Here is a 16,616-nt window from a genome sequence, read left to right on the forward strand (position 1 = left end):
GTTGATTTGGATGTAGTACGATTTGCAAATGTTGATCTTAGAATTTTTTCTTAATAAAATTAAAATAATAATGGGAGTATATTTCCAAGCTTAATTCGGAAGATTTTTAATGCATTAGATAGATGCTGAGAGACGTTGTTTTCAGTGATTTCTAATCTCTCGGCAATTTCGGTATGACTTAAATTTTCTTTTCTGCTTAGTTCAAAAACTTGCCTCATTTTTCTGGGAAGCCTTTGGATTTCTTTTTCAATATATTTGCTCAGTTCTTTCTCTCTTATCAGATGATCCGTTTGCTCATTTATCTTAATCTGATAATTTTTTAAGAAGTCCAGGTATTTAGTTTGTACTTTTTGATGGGCAAAATAATCAAGAATTCTGCTCCTGATAGATATGTATAGGTAAGACGAGAGTTTCCCGCTTTCGGAAAGTGATTCTCTTTTGTTCCATAAGTTTATAAAAAGTTCTTGAACAAAGTCTTTTGCAAGTTCTTCATCCCTAAGCTTCTTGTAAGCGAAAGTGAACATTAAATAAAAGTAGCGGTTGTAAATTTCGGTGTACGCAGAATGGTTTCCGTTTTTTAATTGGATTAATAGTTCTGAATCTAAAATTTTTTGAACCTTTGTCATCGCTCATCATATTTTGATGAGCCCCAAGGAGGAGAAGAGCGTGTCTATTTTATGGCAATAGGGCACGGCAACTTACTATCCTCTACTACATGGCTCTGGTGGGCCGGCCAACCTTTCGGAAGGCTCCAAGTAAAAAATAAGCAAGCACCGTACCCTATAGCCTGTATAAGGTTTCGATGCAGTACTTACTTCGCTTGGATAAATTTACCAGATTTAGTAACGAAGCTCGTTTGGCAGTCCTAATTGTATATTTAGAACTGCAAAGTTATTAAAAAATATTGTCCTTTAAATTTAGTCTTCAGACTTTCTAAATAGGACATATAGTTGTAAAAAACAATTAAAATCATCGAATATCATGTATAATCCGATGTAATAAGACGTATTATGATGTAAATATATTAATATATGACGTAAAATTATATAAAATTCAATATTTTATTTCAGTTGTAACTCTGGTTATCTTGAATTGTTCAATAGCATTTTCAATACTATTCTTGCATGTCAACAAAACACAGAGGAAAAATTTTAGCGGAAGTAGCAAAGCGTCATCATCTAACCATAACGAAAATTGCTAAATTAGCGGGTTATACCCAGTCAACATTTTACAAGCATAAATTGCAGTCCGAATTAGATTTTGACGTCCTATACAAATATGCAAAGGTTTTAGATTACTATTTTCAGAATGAATTTCCAGAATTTTCTCAGTATTTAGAGGATAACAATTTAGGGCAAGTTGAAAATAGAAGACTGAGTTATAATGATCTGGTTCAAATTATTGAAAAACATAAGGTCAGAGAGGCTGAGGATGCTAAAACTATACTTTCTCATCTCAACGAGTTAAAGGATTGTTATAAAGAATTAAAAGAAAAACAGATTGAAATTGAGTCTCTAAGAAGAGAATTGCAACTATTAAAATAGATGGAGACACTATTTAAGGATTTTTGTAATAGTTTATTATTAGCATGATATTTGTGTTAGTAATAATATATAATTATATTTGTATAATAATGTCACGCAATATAAACATAGTTGAGGGTAAAGATGTTCAAAAATCTATGCCAAATCCTTTGATCAAAATGATTGAAGATAAGAAACGTGTTATCAATGCAATTCGTGAGGGTAAAGATTTGTCTAAATTAAAAGGCATCAATTTTGTCAGCCCTATATAAACTCACCAAATCTGACTCTGGTTCTTATCTTTTTACAACTGACGGTGGGCTAGACTATACAGTGTTTTTTATTGAATGCCCAGTTACTGATATAGAAGGAAATAATCATACTGTTTACAGCTTCGGTTTTGAAAGGGCAGGAAACTTTGAGACTGGAAAATTCTCGAGTTCATTCGATGAGAAGATCAAAGCGACCATCATTCATATTATAAAAGTATTTTTTGATAAAAACGGAGAAAAAGCTATCCTATATTTTTGTTATGATGATGATGGTTTTGCAAGACATAGAAGTATAATATTTAGTCTCTGGCACCGAGAGCTTGCGGGAACTATTCTGCACATTAAAAAGAATACCGAAGTTAAGGGCGGGATTTTATATGGAGGCATATTAGTAGCAGAGAATAATCCATTATTGCCTCTTTTAGAGGGAGCAGTTGATGCTTATATAGAAGAAGTTAATAATCAAAAGCATTAACTTCATCTATATAAGGGTGTTGCACTCAGGAGTCATTTATCTAGAGCTACTATTTTATTTATTAACTGTCCTTGGGATAATATGGCAAAGTAAACCGCTCATGATTAAATATCATTTGCCACCATTCCCAAAATCTCCAAGGTTTAATGATGAAAGTTCTATAGAGGGTTTTATTGGGGTTTGAGGGATTGTCGGTTTTGAATGCTTCAAATCTGCGCTTCGTTACATCAAAACCTTGTGTTGGTCCACCTTGTTCAGTAAATTCAAAACTACCATCTCGATTTTGGTAATGGTAACTTTCCCGAAAGAAATATTGAATGGGAGGAGTATTACTTAAGGTTATAATTACAGCAACTGTAATTATAATTATCCTGTTGCGTTTTTTCATAGTATTATTTAGTTACACGGTCCGTTACTTTTTGGGATATTTCCGCCTCCTTGATTGATGTCTGAATTTGGATTACTTGCTTTTTGTTCTCTTAAGGCATTTGCCATACCTGCAGGTGTTTTTGCATATCCTGCACCACCTGGTCCACTGATTCCTATCATTGTTGTAGGATCTGGGATCGGAATACCACCTGCCTGACCGGCTCCAAATACAAAAGCCGAGCAATTAAAATCCGTAAAATGGTATTGTTGTGGTGGGTTGCTCACATAATTGATAACCTTTTCAAAGCTTTCACTATTAACGTAATAGGTTGCGCTTATGTTATATTCATCATACCCATTGTCAATAATTTGAGATTTTGAGTCAAGTTTATCTAATCCGGAACCAGTTGGATAGAATCCTAATGTTTGGGTAATCGTGGTACTTCCACTTGTTTTGCTCAGGGATATCGCAACATGACCAAAACTATTTGCACCAACATTAAAAGAAGTTCCTGGCTGAGGTTCTACAACGTAAACCCTGACCACAAAAGCGGCGTTTGGATTTGTGATTTGTGAAAAGCATTCCATCATTTTTTTTGGATCAACTTTATTATTGTTTTCTCCGGGTAGGTTGGATGGGGCGGGAGCGGGAGGTGTTGGATTGGTAGAAGGGGCACCTCCGCCGCCACCGCTACTACTTCCTCCTGAACTTTCTCCACCATAGGAATCTCCGCCACCGCCTCCCCAGAAACTCATCCCGTCATCATAAAAGGAATAACTACAAATTCTTTCGGAATGAACTGTGAATTCGCCACTGGCATCCACATAGCTGTCTTGATACCAGGCGCAACTTTCAATGACCTGCATCTTCATCAGTTTGCCCTGAGCACCCTTTAGTGGGTTCAGATCCCCAAGTACGCCCTGTTTTTGCAGCTCAAAGTTTTCTTTTGGTCCGATTTCTCCTATTTGCTTACCATCACTATATAGTTGACCGCCTGTTAGTTTATACGCTAGGTCATACTCGAATACCCGGCCCGTAAAATTAGAATTTCGGACGTTTCCTTTCTGAAGATATATCGCGTCTGGTAATACTTCTACAATTCGGGCTTCAATTTCGTTGGTTTTACTGTTTCTTTTTATGGCTAGTTGCCTGTAACCCTGTTCAACGCCTTGGTAAATTGGCCGTCCAGCAAGGGTTAATTTCCAGATGTTGCCATCCTTTAATATGGTGTTTGTTGCAGTCTGCCAATCTAATTGCAAATCATTTATTACGGATTTATCGACAGTTTGGTGAGTTTGCGCTATGAAAGCCTTGGCATCTGCCAATGTCAGGGTGATGTTTGTAGGAGAGGGAGCAGGGCTATATTGTTCTTGGCTATCTTTCTTACAGGCGGAAAGAGTAAACATAAAGAGGATGAAAATTTTAAGTTTTGTTTTCATAACGGAATTTTGAGGTTTAAAACAATACTAAATTTGGGTGCCGTTTTGTGTCACGTGACACAATCCCAGTTTTTTTCGATGAATTCTGGACAAGGTTTCCCGGCTTATTCCCAGATAAGAAGCGATATTGCTTTGAGTGGTTTGTTGTTCGATATCAGGGTATTTTTCAATCAGCATCTCGTAACGGTTTTCCGGGGTTTGGGTACGCAGGAAAAGCGCCCGTTCTTCGCTTAGCAAATAGTACTTCTGGGTCACAATACGACCGAGCAGATTGCCCTCATCAAAATCGGCATAATAACTGTTCAACTGGTTCCAGGTTAGTGATTGAAGTTTACAGTCTTCAAGTACCTCTATGTACTCATAAGCGGGTTTTTGGGTAAAAAAACTATACACCGAGATCATCAGATCGCCCTTTCCCATGAACCAGGTGGTGCACTCTTTACCATTGCTGTCAATGAAATAGGCGCGCAGGAACCCATACCTGATAAAGTATAACTTTCGGGCAGTTTCACCAGGCTTGAGCAACAGGTGTTTTCGTTTAAATGTCTCAGTGATGACCTCCTCGTTTACGCGCTTCTGAAAGGGTGCGGGTAGCGGAATTATAAAGCCCAGTGTCTCTAATAGATCGGCCTCATTTTTAGAATAATTTTTCATGCAGTGTCGATTGTGTCACAAATCAACTTTTCATTGCATTTACCTGAATAATATTGTCCTGTCGGAAGGAGATACTTTTTTAACGGAATTTTTTCGCTTTTGTTTTAGCAGGTTCCTTAAAAATTTCTTTTTTCAATTTCTGATTGACTGCTGCTCAAATCGTTAACATAAAAAGTATGATCATGAACCTAAAGAAACTATCAGAAAAACTGTATGCGGAAGTCTCGCTTCAAGTTGAAGAAACTACTTCCATTGAAAATTCCCTGGAGAAATTCAGGAGTGGTTTAGCGCTCGTTCAAAAAGCGCTGGCGCAGTTGAAGATCGAGCTCACAAACTCCGGGTTCGCCAATAAAGAAGAAGAAATCTATTTTTTTAAGAGGGGAAAGCCTCAGATCTATTCGTTATTGATTTTGATCACCGAACGATACGCGATTGAGACCAGCATGCCACTTCTGGGTAAGGACAAGCAGATCGCCCATCTGGAATCCCAGCTCTATTTTATTGACCGGTTTTTCAGGCAGAATGAGTTTATCTATCAATACTACCGCCTTGGGGCTGTTGATCTGGACGACCGGTATTTTACCAGAAATGGAGGCAGCCAGCTGGTAGGTTTTGCCGAAGTTCCCGATGTGGACCCCTCGTTTTCAACGGTGGCGGATTACCTTTTTTCTAAGTTCATCGCCTACGAAAAGCTCCAGGAATCGCTCAAACAAGAAATAGAAATGCGAAGAGGTGGAGAGGAGGCGATGCATAAGAATGCTTTCAAAGATCTCAAGTGGACAGGAGAGGCGGTCAATATGGTGGAATTGGTTTACGGGGTATATGAAACGGGTCAGGTTAATGGAGGTAAGATCAGCCTTTCAGAACTGATGGAGTTTTTTGGTCAAGTTTTTCAGGTAAACATCTCGGGCTACTTCAAGCGTTTCGCCGATATCAAAAGGCGTAAGTCGATGAGCAAGACCCGTTACCTCGATGAGATGCAACAACTGGTATCGAAACGCATAGAGGATAGCGATGCCTGGATTCCGGAGGATCAAAGAAGCCGTTACGGCTTCTAATGCTTGTTTTTTAAAAATCGTTGGGTAGTACCTGCGGTAGTACTGAATCAAAAATTTGCCACTTCCCAACATTTGTACCAACAAAGGCCGGCAATGGTGCAGGCCGGAAAATCTCAAATTTATGTTACAACAATTTTCCTGGACAACTTTCCTCATTTTCTTCGCCGTGTTAAGCGCACTCTGGTATCTCGCGCTCCTGCTTACCGTCTTTCGTAAAGATGCGATTGCCTTTCTCTCTGGTTCGCCCGCTGAATCCCCTATAATTTCATTAGGTGATGCGGGATCTGCTGAAAAACAAGATGATCTGGCAGAGCAGGAAATTATGGGCAAATCCAAAATGCCCGAAGGACTGGAAGTGGTGAGCATGGGCGCATTGAGTTTTTCTGTTGGTGATCATTCCGCTTACAATGATGAAGATCTAAAATCAGATCAACTGGGGCTGGTGCCTGATGTGATTCAGGAGCTGAAAGAAATATTTGGGATCCTCGAAAAAGAGGATGGCACCAAGCAGGACTTTTTCTCCCTGGCCGCGATGATCAGTGAAAAATACGGACGCATCGGATCTAATCCCAACATCGGCAGAATCAATGAGTTTATCCGTGACCGTGCCCCTTTTGCATTCACTCTGGAAGAACTGGAATACCTCTGGGATTAATCAACTGATTTTTTACTTAACGAATTTTATCATGGAAAATAACTCATTCAAAGAAGCCAAAAAACTAGCTCTACTAAAAACCGCCATGTTCTCCGTTGCTTGGCTGACACTCAATTATATCTTTTCAGTTTCCTGCTTCGCCCAGGATGGAAATGCCGGAATTCAGGAAGCAACCAATAAGGTTAAAGGGTATTTCGATACCGGGTGCGATCTGATGTATGCCATCGGTGCGGTCGTGGGTATCATCGGTGCCATTAAAGTATTTAACAAGTGGAACGCCGGAGAATCCGATACCAATAAGGTCGCCGCGGCCTGGTTTGGTAGCTGCATATTTCTGGTCGTGGTGGCCACCGTCCTCAAATCCTTCTTCGGGATATAGCCGGGTTAAAGGTTTTTGAATTTAAAAATCAACACTAAAAAGCTTAAAATTATGGCAACCATTTATCAGATCAATAAGGGCGTATCCAAGCCGATTGTCTTTAAGGGACTAAAGGCACAATATATTGCTTATCTCGCCGTCGGGCTCGTGCTGCTGCTGTTGTCCTTTGCAATCCTATACATCTCGGGCCTTAGTCTGCTGATCGTTCTGCCATTGATTGCCTTGTTAGGAGGTGCTTTATTCATGACCACCTTTCGCCTCAGCCACCGCTTTGGTGAACATGGGCTCATGAAGTACATCGCCAAAAAAGGCCTTCCCAAATATATCCGATTCTCTTCAAGGAGAATCTTCACCGGACTGAAATATCCCAATCATCAATAACTAAGCTTATGAAAGAGGCCATTAACATACTGCCCGTTTATAAAATAGAACACAGCTGCATCCTTTCTCATAGCGGGGACATTACCATTGGATTTAAAGCAACATTGCCTGAGATTTTTTCTCTTTCCGACCGGGACTATGAAGCCTATCATCAGGCGTGGGTTAAAGCGATCAAAGTGTTGCCCGCAGATAGCATATTCCATAAACAGGACTGGTTTTTAACTGAAAGTTTCCATGCAGATTTTGAAAAAAATGGACTGGCCTTCTTTTCCCGCTCCAGTGAACGGTTCTTCAATGAGCGCCCTTTTACGCAGCATACCTGCTATGTTTTTTTGACCAAAAAACCTGCCGGAAGAAAACCTTCCAGCTCCGCGGTGAGCAACATATTGCGTAGATCAATAGTTCCCACACAGACGATCAATTCGGTTCTGGTAGCTGATTTTTTAGATAAAGCCGGACAGTTTGAGCGTATCCTGCATGATTCCGGGTTTGTTAGCTTTCAAAGGTTATCCGATGACGATCTTGCCGGAACCGCCAATAAGGCTGGCATTATAGAACGGTATTGTTTTTTGTTAGGGGAAGGCGATATGCCGATTATCCGCGACATCAATTTGCAGGGCGGGATTGCTGTAGGGGAGAAGAAAATGGAAATTTATACTCTGGCCGACACCGAGGACTTACCACCATTCTGCGGCAGCCGGATCAATTATGAGCCGTACTCGACAGACCGCTCCAAATTTAGCGTCGGCTTTGCCAGTCCGCTGGGCCAGCTTTTAAAAGGCAATCATATCCTCAATCAATATGTGTTCATTGGGGATAGCCAAAAAACCATTAAACGCCTGGAAGCTAAAAAGCTTCGCCTGCAATCCCTTTCCAGCTATTCAAGGGAAAATTCTATTTCCAGGGACGCGGTCAACGACTTTTTAAATGAAGCGGTCGCACTGGGCAGGATGCCTGTAAAATCACACATCAACATCATGGCCTGGTCAGATGATCCCATGGATCAAAAGGAGATCAAAAACCGGGTGTCGTCTGCCATGGCTGCCATTGAAGCGGTCGCCAAACGCGAAACTGATGGCCAGGCGCAGATCTGGTTTGCGGGATTTCCCGGCAATCAGGCGGACTTTCCGATGAATGATAGCTTTGATACTTTTTTGGAGCAAGCCACCTGCATGTTTAATATGGAAAGCCATTACCGGGATTCTAGATCTACTTTCGGGGTTCGTCTGGGCGAAAGGCTGTCAGGCCGTCCGGTCCATGTGGATATTTCTGATGAGCCCATTACCAGGGGATTTACCACCAATCGAAACAAGTTTATTCTCGGCCCATCTGGGTCCGGTAAGTCCTTTTTCACCAACCACTTGGTGCGCAGCTATTACGAGCAAGGTACCCATGTGCTTTTAGTTGACGTGGGGCATAGCTATAAAGGGCTTTGTGATCTGGTCGGTGGATATTATTTCAGCTATAGCGAAGCAAGTCCCATCGCCTTCAATCCATTTTACTTAAGCGAAGGGGATGTACTGGATACCGAAAAAAAGGAAAGCATTAAAACACTTTTGCTCGCGCTTTCCAAAAAGGAAGGCGAAACCTTTACCCGTTCTGAATATGTTGGGTTTTCAAACGGCTTGACCCTTTACTTTAAACACCTGGATGCTCATCCCGATATCTTTCCATGCTTCAATTCATTCTATGAATTTTTGGCCGGAGATTATCTTTTGGTGCTCGAGGAAAACAAGGTTCGTGAGCAGTATTTTGATATCAACAGTTTCCTCTATGTGCTAAAGCCTTATTACCGGGGTGGAGAATTTGATTACCTGCTCAATGCAACCGCGCAACTAGATCTGCTCTCTGAACGCTTCATCGTATTTGAACTTGATGCCATAAAAGATCATCCCATTCTTTTTCCGGCAGTGACGCTGATCATCATGGAGGTATTTATTTCCAAGATGCGCAAGCTCAAAGGTGTCCGCAAGATGATTCTGATTGAAGAATGCTGGAAGGCCATCGCTAAAGAGGGAATGGCGGAGTATATCAAATATCTGTTTAAAACGGTCAGAAAATTCTTTGGGGAGGCTGTAGTGGTTACCCAGGAGGTGGAAGATATCATTTCTTCTCCGGTCGTGAAGCAGGCCATTATCAATAATTCGGACTGTAAAATCCTGCTTGATCAGAGCAAGTATCAGAATAAGTTCAACGATATCCAGGAATTGCTGGGCCTCACTGAAAAGGAAAAATCCCAAATTTTGTCCATGAACCGGAACAATGATCCAACCAAAAAATACAAGGAGGTGTTCATCTCGCTGGGTGGCCAGCACAGTCAGGTCTATCGGACAGAGGTAAGTCTGGAAGAATATCTCTGCTATACCACTGAAGAAAAGGAAAAGCTTTTGGTTCAGCAATATGCGGATAAGCTTGGGAGTGTGCAAAAAGGTATCGCAAGTCTCGCCACCGATATCAGAAACAAATCCATTAACCTATAAAAAAAAACAAATTGATTATGAAAAATTACCGATTGATTTTAGCTGCGGTTTGCCTCATTCAGCTCATGGGCTGCCAGAACGATGAGTCCAGGTCATTTCTGGCTGGAATATTCATCAATTCCGCCGGGGGTGAATTTAGCAAGGCTGATGATACCCTCGCTATTAAAGCCGGCGAGGGCAACACTTTCCTGATCCATCGCCGAACAGGATTTAACCTGATCGAAAATGGTAAAGCTGGCAAAAGGCAATATGAGCAGGAAGAATGGAAAGCCCTTTATGATGAGGGAACCAAATCCTTAACCGTAGTGAAAAGAGGAAAGCTCATCACCATCCATCCTGATTCTGGCTATCTGCTGGTAGGGAAAAGAAAATACATTAAAAAATAAGCCCAAAAAACATGAGATCTCTAACAAACGGTGCGTGGCCACGCACCAAAATCAGAAACAGCTTAAGCAGTCCGCGGAAGATCCTGGGCCTGCTGGTGAGCAAAATCAAAAAGACTATGAAAAACTATATGGTAATCCTGCCGGTCAGTGCGATGACCATCTGCGTGAGCCTTCCAAAAGGAGCGAACGCGCAGATCGCGGTACTGGAAGTGATCAAGGCAGGGGTAAAAAAAGTCATCCGCGCAGTGGATCTGAAAGTTCAGCGCCTCCAGAACGAAACCATTTGGCTACAGAATGCGCAAAAGGTCCTTGAAAACCAGCTGTCAAAGCTTAAGCTCACCGAAATTGCCGACTGGACAGAAAGACAAAAGGAGCTCTACAGTGAATATTATACCTCGCTGTGGAAAGTCAAGACCGCAATCACGTATTATAAACGGGTGAAAGATCTCACCCAGCGGCAGATCGCCATCGTGGATGAATACAAGTGGTCCTGGGGTCTTTTTCAAAAGGACAGACATTTTACCGTGGACGAACTGGATCAGATGCAAAAGACCTATCTCGGGATCCTGGAAGAAAGTGTCAAGAACCTTGATCAGGTATTATTGGTCGTCAATTCCTTTAAGACTCAGATGAGTGATGGAAAACGGCTGGAAATCATCAATAATGCAGCGGCGAAAATGGAAGAAAATTATACGGACCTCAGGACTTTTAATTCCGGCAATATTGACTTAAGCATCAAAAGGTCAGTATCGCTTGAGGAAGCCGCTAAATTAAAGGAGCTATATGGAATCGATTAAAAGAAAATTTTCCGCGCTGATGATACTGGCATTATTGGTTTCCGGGACAGTAAAGGCGCAGACCTGGTCGGAATGGTTTTCCCAGAAAAAGACGCAACAAAAGTATCTGCTCGAACAGGTTGCTGCCCTGAAACTTTACGCCGGGTATTTAAAGAAAGGATATGAGATCGGCCATTCCGGACTCACTTTTATTAAAGATGCCAGCAAGGGAGAATTTGATCTGCACGGCGCATTTTTTAGTTCGCTAAAAGCGGTAAGTCCGGAAATCAGAAATAATGTAAAGGTAGCGGAGATCATCCAGATGCAAATTGATGTATCAAAAGCTTTCAATGCCTTGCGCAGCGCTAATGGCATGACCGCTCAACATATCTCTTATTTTGCTCTGGTCAGAAGCAATCTGCTGGATGAATGTCTGGGGGATATGGAAGAGCTGCTGCTCATCATCACTTCCGGAAGGGCAGAATTGACAGATGATGAAAGGCTGCTTCGCATAGATCGTTTGCATATTCAAATGCAGGAGAAAAGAAGCTTTGCGCTTAGCTTCTCCAATACCTTCCGGCAGCTTGGTGCCGAACGGACAAGAGAACTGGAAACGATAAAAAAAATGGAGGAATGGTATGAAAACAAGTAAGACAACTATGGTTGCTTTATTCGGTGTGCTCAGCTTTTTGTTTTGTGCCCGAAGTTTTGGTCAATCTACTGAAGCCCAACAGTTGCTGTTGAATGTCGAAAAACTGAGCCAGCTTAAAAATATCCTGAGCGATATGAAAAAAGGCTACACCATTATTTCCACTGGATACAATGCGGTGAAAAATATCTCACAGGGAAATTTTTCCCTTCACGAAACCTTTCTGGATGGGCTCCTCTTAGTCTCGCCTGAAGTGCGCAAGTATGCCCGGGTTGCGGACATCATCACTGCTCAAAAGGATATCGTTTCAGAATACAAGCGTGCACTGAAAAACTTCAATGCTTCCGGTCTGATGAACAGTGGTGAGCTGGATTATATTTCCAAGGTATATTCTGTTCTGTTTGATCAAAGCAAGAACAACCTCGAAGAACTGACCCTGGTGCTCACTGCAGGTTCGCTTCGCATGAGTGATGAGGAAAGGCTTTCCGCCATTGACCGGATTTTCAAGGATACTTCCGATAAATTGGTGTTTTTGAGAACATTCAACCAGGAAGCTGGCCTGTTATTCCTACAGCGGAAGGGTGCGCTGGGTGATGTTCAAGGCGCAAAAGAGCTGTTTAAAGTCAACTAAAATTTAAGATGATGAAAAAATTATTTAATCTCCCTTTTAAAGGAGCATGGGTTGGCCTTGTCCTTTTTATTTTTCCCTTCGCTGGTTTTGCTCAGGGGATATCCGGTGAACTTTCAGGGATGCAGGCGGTACTGGACCATGTGTATGAAGAGATGATTCCCTTAAGCTCTCGTTTGATAGACGTGGCCAGGGGGATAGCGGGATTCGGTGCCCTTTGGTATATCGCCAGCCGCGTGTGGCGGCAGATTGCAGCTGCGGAGCCTATCGATTTTTATCCCTTGCTTCGCCCGTTCGCCCTGGGCCTATGCATCATGATGTTCCCGGCGGTGCTCGGGATTATGAATGGTGTGCTCAAGCCAACCGTTTCTGCTACCGGTGCAATGGTCAGCGACAGCAACGAAGCGATTGAGCGTCTGCTAAAACTTAAAGAAGCGGCCATCAAAAAATCAAAGAACTGGCAGATGTACGTCGGGGAAAGTGGTCAGGGAGATAGTGATAAATGGTATAAATATACCCATCCAAAAGATCCGGGCCGGGATGACGAAACTTTTTTGGATGGGCTGGGAAACTCGATGCAGTTTTGGATGGAAAAACAGAGCTATAACCTGCGCAATTCGATTAAATCCTGGCTTAAGGAAGTTTTGGAAGTGCTTTATGCTGCAGCTTCACTCTGCATCAATACCATCCGGATATTCTTTCTGATCATACTGGCTATTCTGGGACCGCTGGTATTTGGGTTTGCCGTCTTTGACGGTTTTCAGCAAACGCTGACCGTCTGGCTCGCCAGGTATGTCAATATCTTTTTATGGCTGCCCATTGCCAACATCTTTGGAAGCATACTGGGTAAGATTCAGGAAAACATGATCAAGGTGGATCTGTCCCAGATCGAGGCCCAAGGGGATACCTTCTTTTCTTCCACCGATACGGCTTACCTGGTCTTTCTCATCATCGGAATTGTAGGCTATTTCTCGGTGCCCAATGTGGCCAATTACGTCGTTCACGCAGGTGGGGGAAATGCAATACTAACCAAAGTCAATTCTTTGGTCGTTGCTGCACCAAGGTCCGGGATGAGTGCTGCCGCAGGAGCAGGGGGCATGGTCGCCGATGTGCTTGGGGATAAGGCCCGAGTTCCATCTCAAGGTTATGCTTCCGCTGCCCAAGGCGACTACTTTCCTGATCAGGGAAGTTATCAAAAAGACAAAATTTCTGGTAAAAATACTTAAACCTTATCGCTTATGTTCACGCAATTCAAAAATATCGATACTGCTTTTCAGCACATCAAGCGCTTCAGCCTTTTTCTGATTATCGCCTGTATTTGCATTTCCGGGTTCGCAATTTACAAGGGATTTAGCCTAGCCAACCGTGCCCAGCAGCGGGTTTACATCCTTGCCAATGGCAAGGTGCTGGAAGCAGTATCCGGGGAGCGGAAGGATAATATCGCAGTGGAACTCCGTGATCACATTAAAATGTTCCACCACTACTTTTTTACCCTCGATCCGGATGAAAAGGTCATTCAGTCCAATATCTCGTCCGCTTTAAATTTGGCGGATGAAAGTGCTAAGCGGGCCTATGATAACCTCAAGGAAAAAGGGTATTTCAATAACCTGATCTCAGCAAATATCTCTCAGGAAATCGTGGTCGACAGTACTTCGCTCAATCTTGCGGAGTACCCTTACCGCTTCAGGTGCTATGCCACACAAAAATTGATTCGGGCAACTTCAACGGTGACCCGAAAGCTCATTACTGCCGGAACCCTGAGAAATGTTTCCCGCTCGGATAATAATCCTCACGGATTTTTGATTCAGCGCTGGGAGACCCTTGACAACCACGATGAACCCATAAACCCCTAGCAAATGGAAAAGGAATTAAATATTAAGGAAGGCAAGTCCACGGGGATGTCCGGGCTTAATCAGAAAATACTTTCCGGTCAAAAAAGATTGGCAGATCATCTCAATCTTAAATGCCGGAACATTTCATCAAAAGGGCGTTTGTTAGTGCTGGTCAGCTTTATTGTCATCATTGGTGCCGTCTTGCTGAAGCTCATCATCGGTGCCATTCATTAACCATTTAAACAATAAAAACATGAAAAATCAAAAAATCAGTGACAAAAGAAAAATTCTGCTCGTCCTGCCAATACTGATCCTGCCATTTCTTTCCCTGGCCTTCTATGCCATGGGCGGCGGAAAGATGGTAGAGGGTGAAGGTATCGAAAATGCAGGCATCAACGCTTCCCTTCCTAATGCCAGCTTTGGTAAGGAAAAACCGGCGGGCAAAATGGGGATTTATCAGGAAACCCAGCGGGACTCATCGAAAACGAGTTCCGGGCATTTGGAAGAGGTTGCGGGCAGATTTGGCTTCAGCACTTCGCAGGCAACAGATCCGACAAAGGATATTGATCTTAAACTACAGCAATTGAATGCCCAAATTAATGCACCGACCGAAACTAAGGTCATGCCCTCATCTCGTGAGCGCAATATAAAAGTGCCCGGGATGAGCACCGATGTTGACAGGCTGGAAAAGCTTATGTCATCCATGCAGGGTAATTCGGGTGAAGACCAGGAAATGAAACAACTTTCCGGCATGCTAGAAAAGGTATTGGATATTCAACATCCCGAGCGTGTGCGAGATGCCTACATTAAACAAGTCAATGCCGCACCCGAAGAAAGATTTGCTGCCATTCCAGCCGAGGTAGCGGCAAAACAAAGCCTTGTTCAGGGCGCTGTGCTCAAACTGGTGCTTTCAGATACTGTGACCATCAATGGTACCTCGATTCCGAAGGGGCATGAAATTTTCGGACTTTGTAATCTGACCAACCAACGGTTATTGGTGGACATCAAAACCATTCGAATTGATAAGAATATCATCCCGGTGGACCTCTCCATCTACAGCCTGGATGGGATTAAGGGAATTGCAGCGCCAGATGCAATAGTGGACAACGCGTTATCTGGGGGTGCAGATGATGCGGTCAGAAGCCTGCAGCTCCTGAGCATGGACCAGTCAATAGGAACCCAGGTAGCCGGTGCTGGTATTGACGCCGCTAAAGGACTTTTTTCAAAAAAAGTGAGGCGGGTAAAAATGAAAGTGAAAGCAGGGTATCCGGTCTTGCTTCGGGATAACCAGACCAGAAAATAGTCAAGGCTATTTATGTGGCTGGAGACCAACCATGCGCAGCCAATGATCGTCATTTTGGAAAATGCAAAAAGACTAGCAGAGATGCACGTGGTATTTGAAATGCAGCCGCAAAGTTGGGGCTGTAACCCCATTAGGTGTTGATATTCAAGACCTTGAATGAGGCAATGGAAGAGTTCGAGAAAAAGATGGACGTGGCTATCTGCCAGGTCGAGGAGAAGATTTTTCCATTTATTATCGAGAGGCCGATGAATTAACAAAGAGTTAAAAATAGCAAATCAGTTAACCATTAACACAATTAGTATGAACTTAAACAATTTAGAAAATCTCAAGTCTGAGATGAAAGCGCTGGGCTTCAGCGCGGCGCTCCAGGAGAAAATGGAAGAAAGCATGAAATCCAATCTTCCTGAGTTTATTTTAAAGGACCAGATCAACGGACATAAGGGACAGATTGATCTTAATCTTCACTTCAAACAATCCGGCCAGTCCGAAAATTACTATTTGAATAAGTATGACTTAGCACTCAATGAGGGTAAGCCATTGGAAGCGGGTCAAAAGTACTTGGTTATTTCTCCGAGTGAAACCGCTGGAAAAAATAATGTCTTCAAAAGAGAAAATGTCGCCGAGGCCATTGAGGTATTCAAGAAGCATACCGGAAATGCCGAACTTGCTGTTGGAAAAGATGCCGCCCATAAGACCAAGCTGGCTACGATGGAAGAAGGTAAGATCAATTACGTCGATAAGGAATTCGGCAGGACTTTCCGTAATCCGCCATTGCCGCAGACCATCTGGGTGGAAAGGGGCAAAGGATTTACTGCCTCCCAATCCGTGAATTTGATTGAAGGCAGGGCAGTTTATCGTGAGGATATGCTGACTCAAGGCGGTTTGCCATATAAGGCTTGGATGAAACTGGATCTTGATGGGCCACGAGACAGGCACATGAACTTCAATATGAACCAATATCATGACCCATCTTATGGATTCAACCTTAAAGAAGTGCTTGATAAATTCAATATCAAAGAGTTAGAGAATCCAAAGGAAAGAGAAAAACTGGAAGCTCAATTAAAAAATGGTGACCGTCCCATTATTACCGTAGAAAAAAATGGCGAACAGGTGAAGTTGCAGGTGGAAGCCGTGCCACGTTATTCACAGCTGAATATGTTTGCCGCCAACGGCAGAGCAGAAAAAAGAGAGCAATTCTTAAAAGAGCCATCCTTAAATAAAGCTGTAACAAAATCGAAGGGAAAAGAGGTTTCTGCCAGTCAGGGATTGGGCATTTAAGCGCTTTTTGTATTTTAGCGGCTCGTTTTTTGTAAACGAATACTAAATTTTATAATCGCTGACCGTTTGTCGGCAAAA

At 42.7% G+C, this 16,616-nt stretch carries 21 protein-coding genes; 17 read left to right on the forward strand and 4 right to left on the reverse strand.

What is annotated here, in order from left to right; all coding sequences use genetic code 11:
- Positions 1-59: 59 nt before the first annotated feature.
- Complete coding sequence (locus tag ACZZZC_RS09155; RefSeq protein WP_463486979.1) at positions 60-626, reverse strand: RNA polymerase sigma factor; 567 nt, start codon at positions 624-626, stop codon at positions 60-62.
- A gap of 498 nt (positions 627-1,124) precedes the next feature.
- On the opposite strand from ACZZZC_RS09155, the gene ACZZZC_RS09160 reads away from it, so the two are divergent.
- The 3 genes from ACZZZC_RS09160 to ACZZZC_RS09170 all read left to right on the forward strand — a co-directional run bounded on the left by ACZZZC_RS09160 (position 1,125) and on the right by ACZZZC_RS09170 (position 2,270).
- Positions 1,125-1,544 carry a hypothetical protein gene (locus ACZZZC_RS09160; RefSeq protein ID WP_463486980.1) on the forward strand — a complete coding sequence of 140 codons (420 nt, stop codon included), beginning with the start codon at positions 1,125-1,127 and terminating at the stop codon, positions 1,542-1,544.
- Positions 1,545-1,633: 89 nt separating this feature from the next.
- Positions 1,634-1,795, forward strand: a complete 162-nt coding sequence (locus ACZZZC_RS09165; RefSeq protein ID WP_463486981.1) for a hypothetical protein — start codon at positions 1,634-1,636, stop codon at positions 1,793-1,795.
- Positions 1,779-2,270, forward strand: coding sequence for a DUF6169 family protein (locus ACZZZC_RS09170; RefSeq protein ID WP_463486982.1), 492 nt, complete (start codon positions 1,779-1,781; stop codon positions 2,268-2,270). Before ACZZZC_RS09165 ends, ACZZZC_RS09170 begins: the two co-directional genes overlap by 17 nt.
- Positions 2,271-2,331: 61 nt before the next feature.
- Here the strand turns inward: ACZZZC_RS09170 and ACZZZC_RS09175 are convergent, their stop codons facing one another.
- Genes ACZZZC_RS09175 through ACZZZC_RS09185 form a run of 3 tightly spaced genes read right to left on the reverse strand, consistent with a single transcriptional unit; the run spans position 2,332 to position 4,733 of the window.
- Positions 2,332-2,658 (reverse strand): hypothetical protein, encoded by a 327-nt coding sequence (locus ACZZZC_RS09175; RefSeq protein ID WP_463486983.1) that lies wholly within the window; start codon positions 2,656-2,658, stop codon positions 2,332-2,334.
- A gap of 8 nt (positions 2,659-2,666) precedes the next feature.
- Positions 2,667-4,079: a hypothetical protein gene (locus ACZZZC_RS09180; protein ID WP_463486984.1), complete on the reverse strand. Its 1,413-nt coding sequence runs from the start codon at positions 4,077-4,079 to the stop codon at positions 2,667-2,669.
- 27 nt (positions 4,080-4,106) lie between these two features.
- Positions 4,107-4,733 carry a Crp/Fnr family transcriptional regulator gene (locus ACZZZC_RS09185; RefSeq protein WP_463486985.1) on the reverse strand — a complete coding sequence of 209 codons (627 nt, stop codon included), beginning with the start codon at positions 4,731-4,733 and terminating at the stop codon, positions 4,107-4,109.
- Positions 4,734-4,915: 182 nt separating this feature from the next.
- On the opposite strand from ACZZZC_RS09185, the gene ACZZZC_RS09190 reads away from it, so the two are divergent.
- The 14 genes from ACZZZC_RS09190 to ACZZZC_RS09255 all read left to right on the forward strand — a co-directional run bounded on the left by ACZZZC_RS09190 (position 4,916) and on the right by ACZZZC_RS09255 (position 16,538).
- Positions 4,916-5,791 carry an RteC domain-containing protein gene (locus ACZZZC_RS09190; protein WP_463486986.1) on the forward strand — a complete coding sequence of 292 codons (876 nt, stop codon included), beginning with the start codon at positions 4,916-4,918 and terminating at the stop codon, positions 5,789-5,791.
- Positions 5,792-5,912: 121 nt separating this feature from the next.
- Positions 5,913-6,446 carry a hypothetical protein gene (locus tag ACZZZC_RS09195; protein WP_463486987.1) on the forward strand — a complete coding sequence of 178 codons (534 nt, stop codon included), beginning with the start codon at positions 5,913-5,915 and terminating at the stop codon, positions 6,444-6,446.
- 85 nt (positions 6,447-6,531) lie between these two features.
- The gene (locus tag ACZZZC_RS09200; RefSeq protein ID WP_047798098.1) at positions 6,532-6,825 is read left to right on the forward strand and encodes a DUF4134 domain-containing protein; all 294 of its coding nucleotides are present in this window, start codon (positions 6,532-6,534) and stop codon (positions 6,823-6,825) included.
- A gap of 51 nt (positions 6,826-6,876) precedes the next feature.
- Complete coding sequence (locus ACZZZC_RS09205) at positions 6,877-7,206, forward strand: DUF4133 domain-containing protein (RefSeq protein WP_463486988.1); 330 nt, start codon at positions 6,877-6,879, stop codon at positions 7,204-7,206.
- An 8-nt stretch (positions 7,207-7,214) separates the two neighbouring features.
- Complete coding sequence (locus tag ACZZZC_RS09210) at positions 7,215-9,686, forward strand: TraG family conjugative transposon ATPase (protein ID WP_463486989.1); 2,472 nt, start codon at positions 7,215-7,217, stop codon at positions 9,684-9,686.
- 17 nt (positions 9,687-9,703) lie between these two features.
- A complete protein-coding gene (locus tag ACZZZC_RS09215) occupies positions 9,704-10,072 on the forward strand; it encodes a hypothetical protein (RefSeq protein WP_463486990.1) in 369 nt (122 codons plus the stop codon).
- A gap of 11 nt (positions 10,073-10,083) precedes the next feature.
- Positions 10,084-10,869 carry a conjugal transfer protein TraI gene (locus ACZZZC_RS09220; protein ID WP_463486991.1) on the forward strand — a complete coding sequence of 262 codons (786 nt, stop codon included), beginning with the start codon at positions 10,084-10,086 and terminating at the stop codon, positions 10,867-10,869.
- The gene (locus ACZZZC_RS09225) at positions 10,856-11,500 is read left to right on the forward strand and encodes a hypothetical protein (RefSeq protein ID WP_463486992.1); all 645 of its coding nucleotides are present in this window, start codon (positions 10,856-10,858) and stop codon (positions 11,498-11,500) included. The genes ACZZZC_RS09220 and ACZZZC_RS09225 overlap by 14 nt, the downstream gene beginning before the upstream one ends.
- Positions 11,487-12,128, forward strand: a complete 642-nt coding sequence (locus tag ACZZZC_RS09230) for a TerB family tellurite resistance protein (RefSeq protein ID WP_463486993.1) — start codon at positions 11,487-11,489, stop codon at positions 12,126-12,128. Before ACZZZC_RS09225 ends, ACZZZC_RS09230 begins: the two co-directional genes overlap by 14 nt.
- Before the next feature lie 11 nt (positions 12,129-12,139).
- Entirely contained in the window at positions 12,140-13,351 is a 1,212-nt protein-coding gene (traJ, locus tag ACZZZC_RS09235; RefSeq protein WP_463488231.1) for a conjugative transposon protein TraJ, read from the forward strand.
- A 12-nt stretch (positions 13,352-13,363) separates the two neighbouring features.
- Positions 13,364-13,978 carry a conjugative transposon protein TraK gene (gene traK, locus ACZZZC_RS09240; protein WP_463486994.1) on the forward strand — a complete coding sequence of 205 codons (615 nt, stop codon included), beginning with the start codon at positions 13,364-13,366 and terminating at the stop codon, positions 13,976-13,978.
- 3 nt (positions 13,979-13,981) lie between these two features.
- Positions 13,982-14,191 carry a hypothetical protein gene (locus tag ACZZZC_RS09245; protein ID WP_463486995.1) on the forward strand — a complete coding sequence of 70 codons (210 nt, stop codon included), beginning with the start codon at positions 13,982-13,984 and terminating at the stop codon, positions 14,189-14,191.
- A 19-nt stretch (positions 14,192-14,210) separates the two neighbouring features.
- Complete coding sequence (traM, locus tag ACZZZC_RS09250) at positions 14,211-15,260, forward strand: conjugative transposon protein TraM (RefSeq protein WP_463486996.1); 1,050 nt, start codon at positions 14,211-14,213, stop codon at positions 15,258-15,260.
- A gap of 300 nt (positions 15,261-15,560) precedes the next feature.
- On the forward strand, positions 15,561-16,538 hold the full coding sequence (locus tag ACZZZC_RS09255) for a hypothetical protein (RefSeq protein WP_463486997.1): 978 nt from the start codon (positions 15,561-15,563) through the stop codon (positions 16,536-16,538).
- Positions 16,539-16,616 lie beyond the last annotated feature (78 nt).

Source organism: Pedobacter sp. AC212, assembly GCF_979258625.1.

Excerpts from the sequence above, each read along its gene's own strand:
- ACZZZC_RS09155 (WP_463486979.1), bottom strand. The coding sequence starts at position 626 with ATGACAAAGGTTCAAAAAATTTTAGATTCAGAACTATTAATCCAATTA.
- ACZZZC_RS09160 (WP_463486980.1), top strand. The coding sequence starts at position 1,125 with ATGTCAACAAAACACAGAGGAAAAATTTTAGCGGAAGTAGCAAAGCGT.
- ACZZZC_RS09165 (WP_463486981.1), top strand. The coding sequence starts at position 1,634 with ATGTCACGCAATATAAACATAGTTGAGGGTAAAGATGTTCAAAAATCT.
- ACZZZC_RS09175 (WP_463486983.1), bottom strand. The coding sequence starts at position 2,658 with ATGAAAAAACGCAACAGGATAATTATAATTACAGTTGCTGTAATTATA.
- ACZZZC_RS09180 (WP_463486984.1), bottom strand. The coding sequence starts at position 4,079 with ATGAAAACAAAACTTAAAATTTTCATCCTCTTTATGTTTACTCTTTCC.
- ACZZZC_RS09185 (WP_463486985.1), bottom strand. The coding sequence starts at position 4,733 with ATGAAAAATTATTCTAAAAATGAGGCCGATCTATTAGAGACACTGGGC.
- ACZZZC_RS09190 (WP_463486986.1), top strand. The coding sequence starts at position 4,916 with ATGAACCTAAAGAAACTATCAGAAAAACTGTATGCGGAAGTCTCGCTT.
- ACZZZC_RS09195 (WP_463486987.1), top strand. The coding sequence starts at position 5,913 with ATGTTACAACAATTTTCCTGGACAACTTTCCTCATTTTCTTCGCCGTG.
- ACZZZC_RS09200 (WP_047798098.1), top strand. The coding sequence starts at position 6,532 with ATGTTCTCCGTTGCTTGGCTGACACTCAATTATATCTTTTCAGTTTCC.
- ACZZZC_RS09205 (WP_463486988.1), top strand. The coding sequence starts at position 6,877 with ATGGCAACCATTTATCAGATCAATAAGGGCGTATCCAAGCCGATTGTC.
- ACZZZC_RS09210 (WP_463486989.1), top strand. The coding sequence starts at position 7,215 with ATGAAAGAGGCCATTAACATACTGCCCGTTTATAAAATAGAACACAGC.
- ACZZZC_RS09215 (WP_463486990.1), top strand. The coding sequence starts at position 9,704 with ATGAAAAATTACCGATTGATTTTAGCTGCGGTTTGCCTCATTCAGCTC.
- ACZZZC_RS09220 (WP_463486991.1), top strand. The coding sequence starts at position 10,084 with ATGAGATCTCTAACAAACGGTGCGTGGCCACGCACCAAAATCAGAAAC.
- ACZZZC_RS09225 (WP_463486992.1), top strand. The coding sequence starts at position 10,856 with ATGGAATCGATTAAAAGAAAATTTTCCGCGCTGATGATACTGGCATTA.
- ACZZZC_RS09230 (WP_463486993.1), top strand. The coding sequence starts at position 11,487 with ATGAAAACAAGTAAGACAACTATGGTTGCTTTATTCGGTGTGCTCAGC.
- traJ (WP_463488231.1), top strand. The coding sequence starts at position 12,140 with ATGAAAAAATTATTTAATCTCCCTTTTAAAGGAGCATGGGTTGGCCTT.
- traK (WP_463486994.1), top strand. The coding sequence starts at position 13,364 with ATGTTCACGCAATTCAAAAATATCGATACTGCTTTTCAGCACATCAAG.
- ACZZZC_RS09245 (WP_463486995.1), top strand. The coding sequence starts at position 13,982 with ATGGAAAAGGAATTAAATATTAAGGAAGGCAAGTCCACGGGGATGTCC.
- traM (WP_463486996.1), top strand. The coding sequence starts at position 14,211 with ATGAAAAATCAAAAAATCAGTGACAAAAGAAAAATTCTGCTCGTCCTG.
- ACZZZC_RS09255 (WP_463486997.1), top strand. The coding sequence starts at position 15,561 with ATGAACTTAAACAATTTAGAAAATCTCAAGTCTGAGATGAAAGCGCTG.